5 protein-coding genes are annotated in these 3352 nt (G+C 56.6%); 4 read left to right on the top strand and 1 reads right to left on the bottom strand.

Annotated elements, in window-relative coordinates:
• Positions 1 to 188: 188 nt before the first annotated feature.
• A complete protein-coding gene (locus ACZLZY_RS24705; protein ID WP_472936607.1) occupies positions 189 to 434 on the bottom strand; it encodes a hypothetical protein in 246 nt (81 codons plus the stop codon).
• A gap of 897 nt (positions 435 to 1331) precedes the next feature.
• On the opposite strand from ACZLZY_RS24705, the gene ACZLZY_RS24700 reads away from it, so the two are divergent.
• The 4 genes from ACZLZY_RS24700 to ACZLZY_RS24685 all read left to right on the top strand — a co-directional run.
• Positions 1332 to 1535, top strand: coding sequence for a hypothetical protein (locus tag ACZLZY_RS24700; protein ID WP_472936608.1), 204 nt, complete (start codon positions 1332 to 1334; stop codon positions 1533 to 1535).
• Positions 1536 to 1650: 115 nt separating this feature from the next.
• On the top strand, positions 1651 to 1857 hold the full coding sequence (locus ACZLZY_RS24695) for a hypothetical protein (RefSeq protein ID WP_472936609.1): 207 nt from the start codon (positions 1651 to 1653) through the stop codon (positions 1855 to 1857).
• An 831-nt stretch (positions 1858 to 2688) separates the two neighbouring features.
• Positions 2689 to 2934, top strand: coding sequence for a hypothetical protein (locus ACZLZY_RS24690; RefSeq protein ID WP_472936610.1), 246 nt, complete (start codon positions 2689 to 2691; stop codon positions 2932 to 2934).
• Between the two features lie 208 nt (positions 2935 to 3142).
• Positions 3143 to 3352: hypothetical protein (locus tag ACZLZY_RS24685; protein ID WP_496253611.1), on the top strand; the 210-nt coding region annotated here is incomplete at its 3' end.

Below are 3352 nucleotides of genomic sequence, written 5' to 3'. Positions count from 1 at the left end.
CAACTAAAGCGCATTCTGGCGGCTTGAATCTGCAAAGCGAGGCTTCTGCCGGGCGATCGCGACTGGCAGCAGTTCGAAGCGTACTTGCTTCCAAGGCCGATGCCTCAAGTCTGAGGGCTGGAGCGCCGGGATTGCAGTCACTGCGATCCTAAGTCTGCTTCAACTCCTTTCCCCATCGTTCACCCGCATCACCGCCCAGATTTGGACGATGAAGCTAGAGGAGAGACCGCCGAAACGCTCTGCCCCGTAAGAACGTCGCTGGCTCTTGCGCACTCGATATCGTCGAGGGTGTATTCCGTCACAGCTGTGAGGTCGGCTGGCTCTATGCCGGCTTCCAACATGCTCATGATTGTGCGGCGGTCGTGATCCGTCAGCGCCTTCCTATCGCTGATCAAACCGAGACGGCGAAGAAGGTTCGTGACGGCATTCAGCATTGGGAGCCTCCAGCGAATGGCGGCTACAACTAAGGGTGTTTGACGCGGTGCGGTAGCCGTTGCGCTACCTGCTACGGAGGGGGTTGACTGCTTAGCTCGCGCTGCGCCCCAGCGGGTTTTTTGGCTCGAATGACGACACCGGTCAGGCTTCCCATTAGCAGCAGCGAATGCTTGTCTGCTCTACCTGCAATTGAGATGGTGCTACATGACGTCGAAATGCCCGAAGTGCGAAAAGCTGCTTACTCGTCTAAATTTGGAGACCGTCGACGGCAGTTCAGCCGTCGGCTCTTCGGTCTGGAAAACCGTCGTACTATCCTGCCCGTTCTGCTCGACGGCGATCAGCGCTCAGATAGACCCGATCGCAATAATGGCGGATACGGTGAAGAAGGTGGCATCCATGCTAAGGGTGCAGACGTAGCTGTTGGCGGTTCCACCCGATAGGAACAGTTACACTCATCTTTCCACGGCGTTCACTGCAGACAGTTTAACGCCGTCGGGCCTCAAACGGTCTGCACAGCGTGATCGTAGCCAAGCGGCCCAGAGCGAGGAATGACATGGCGTTGAGCTCAGCAAACCATTCAGTGGCGAAGGAGGAACTGGCGGATGGTCGGATTCTCATCAAGGTTTACGAGGGCGCCGCTCGGCCACGGGAAATCTTGTGCCAGGATTCGGACGAGGCAGATCTGATCTATTACCGTGAATATGAGATACAGCGGAAAGCGGCCCTGTAGCGATCTCTGTCAATCCGCGGGTCATCATCGTGCTCGGCGCGGCCAGTCCGATTTGAATGTTCCGCAACCAAATCTTAAGCATGAAACGCACATCCCAGTTTTCAGCCTAACTTTAATGAGTTCACTGCGTTGGATCCTGCATGGTCGCGAATGCGAGGGAGAACGCGTGTCCGCTTTCATGACTAAGTTCAGCTTTGCGCTGAGGGTACCCCGTGCAGTCTCTGAAACTGACCTTGGCATTATCGAAGCGATGATCGAGATCGGGGCGGACGATAAGGAGATATCCGACCAATTCGGCTACTCGTTGCCTGTGATCGAGAAAGTGCGGATGAACCAAAATACTTCTCCCTACCGGGTGCTGGCCTCGTGACCCCCAGCACCGTAGCAGAAGTCCTAGAAGCCGCGCAAAGCTCTTAGCTCGGAACCTAAATCACGGTCGGAACCGGTCCCAGGCTCATTCTATGCTTCGAGGAACGAGGTGCAGAATGTCCTACGATCGGTACAGCCTAGCTGAAACTGGTGATGGGACAACGTGGTCGATCATCGACCTGTTTACCGGGCATCCGGCGTTTGTCCGCGATATTGCGCTCGACTACTTGGAGATCGAGGAGGCCGACGCGCTTATCGAGCTGATGAATTTCGCCGACCATCAGAGGCGCGTTCTGTTCGCGGTTCGCCGCGGGCTGGAATAACTAAGGGTCTAGTACCGATCACTGGATTGCAACGGACGAGCTATAGCGCCTGAGGCAAACCGGCGACACCAATTTTACCAAGTGTCGCCGGCCCTTTGTACCTGCTTCAACGCTAACACTGGAGTTCCCTTAGGCGTTGTTGTCCAACCTTCGGCAATAGATCATACCTGAGGCTTGCGGCACTGCGTACGAACAACGCCCCTACTCAGGCGCTGAGCGGCGCCGATCTGTCCAGATCCAATACAGATCAATTTTAGCTACCACGCACACTTTCTAAGATCTTGGTGAGGCGAGCGATTTCGCGCCGATGGAGGTCCGCTGCAGCGTCGTGCTTGCTCTCGATAAGAAGCCCTTGCCGACGTGCGATCTCCTGCTCCGCATAGTCCGTCAGCACAGTCATGACCCATCCCACCCGATCCACAAGCTCGTCGGGGATCCTGGCGCAGTGACCTGTCCCGGTCCAGTGGCATGCAGACGCAAACAATCAGCCCCGGAGTGTTGCGCATAAGCCGGCCCCGGGGTCCTTACCCGCGGATCGGCCGCTACAGCATACAAATCTGTATGATGGCGGAACCGCCCAAATTTGGGCGATGGCCATGACACCGTCCAGATCTGGACCGTTACCACATTGCGCAGTTCTGCGCGGTGGTACGAATTTCGTCCCACCATCCAGATTTGGATGATGGATCGATGAGCTCCACGGCAACCGTACGATCAGAGCGAACAGTTGAAGGGGTACCGCTTCGTTACCCCTTTGAACCCGACGAGCGACATTTTCGGAACTAAAGCGGCGAGGTCCACCGTTCTGCTTTCAAAATCTGGGAGCGCAGAATGGTAGAGATCGACAAAAAGCTGGAGCTTCTAGAGCGCGATGTATCCGACATCCGGCAGCACATTACGGCCATCGAAAAGGAGGACATGACCGGTGCCGTCTCAATTGGCTCGCCGAAGGGCCTTCGAGACGTGGACCCATCGGCCCATCTCGAAGAGTATCGTGCGAAGCTGGCTGCCGCCGAGGAGCGATTGAAGGTCTACAAGGCCAAGGTTGCAGCTTCCCACGAGGCCGAAGGACACTGACTGGCGCCGAAGGCGCAGAGTTCTCGGCGAACTGCCGGGGATTTGGATGATGACCGCATTCTGCAGAAAGAAGCCGGCGTAGAGACGCCGCCGTCCGCAGCGTTCATAGGGCCTTAACCGTAGCGAATCGTTCTTCGGAACTCGTTTGCGTGCGGTCGCATTTGGGGCATAGAAATTCCAATCCGTAGACAGATGTGATCCCGATCCGATGAGCATATCGACAGCCACGCAGCGCCTCGACGTTACCAGCTATCCCTTGCGAATGGTGCTGGGCGCGACGGCTGGCACTTGTCTCATCGCAAGTTTTGTCGCCGATCTCGCCTTTCTTGGCACTGCCGACGTGGCCTGGACGATCTATTCCGCATGGCTTGTTCTTGCCGGAGCGGTCGCCAATGGCTTTGCAGTTACGGCAGCTTTT

The organism is Mesocryomonas lacus, from assembly GCF_055730135.2.
Note: the sequence above shows the minus strand (reverse complement) of the source record. Positions and strands in the feature narration are given on the sequence as shown.

Coding starts and splice junctions, on each gene's coding strand:
- ACZLZY_RS24695 (WP_472936609.1), top strand. CDS start 1,651: ATGTCCTACGATCGGTACAGCCTAGCTGAAACTGGTGATGGGACAACG.
- ACZLZY_RS24705 (WP_472936607.1), bottom strand. CDS start 434: ATGCTGAATGCCGTCACGAACCTTCTTCGCCGTCTCGGTTTGATCAGC.
- ACZLZY_RS24690 (WP_472936610.1), top strand. CDS start 2,689: ATGGTAGAGATCGACAAAAAGCTGGAGCTTCTAGAGCGCGATGTATCC.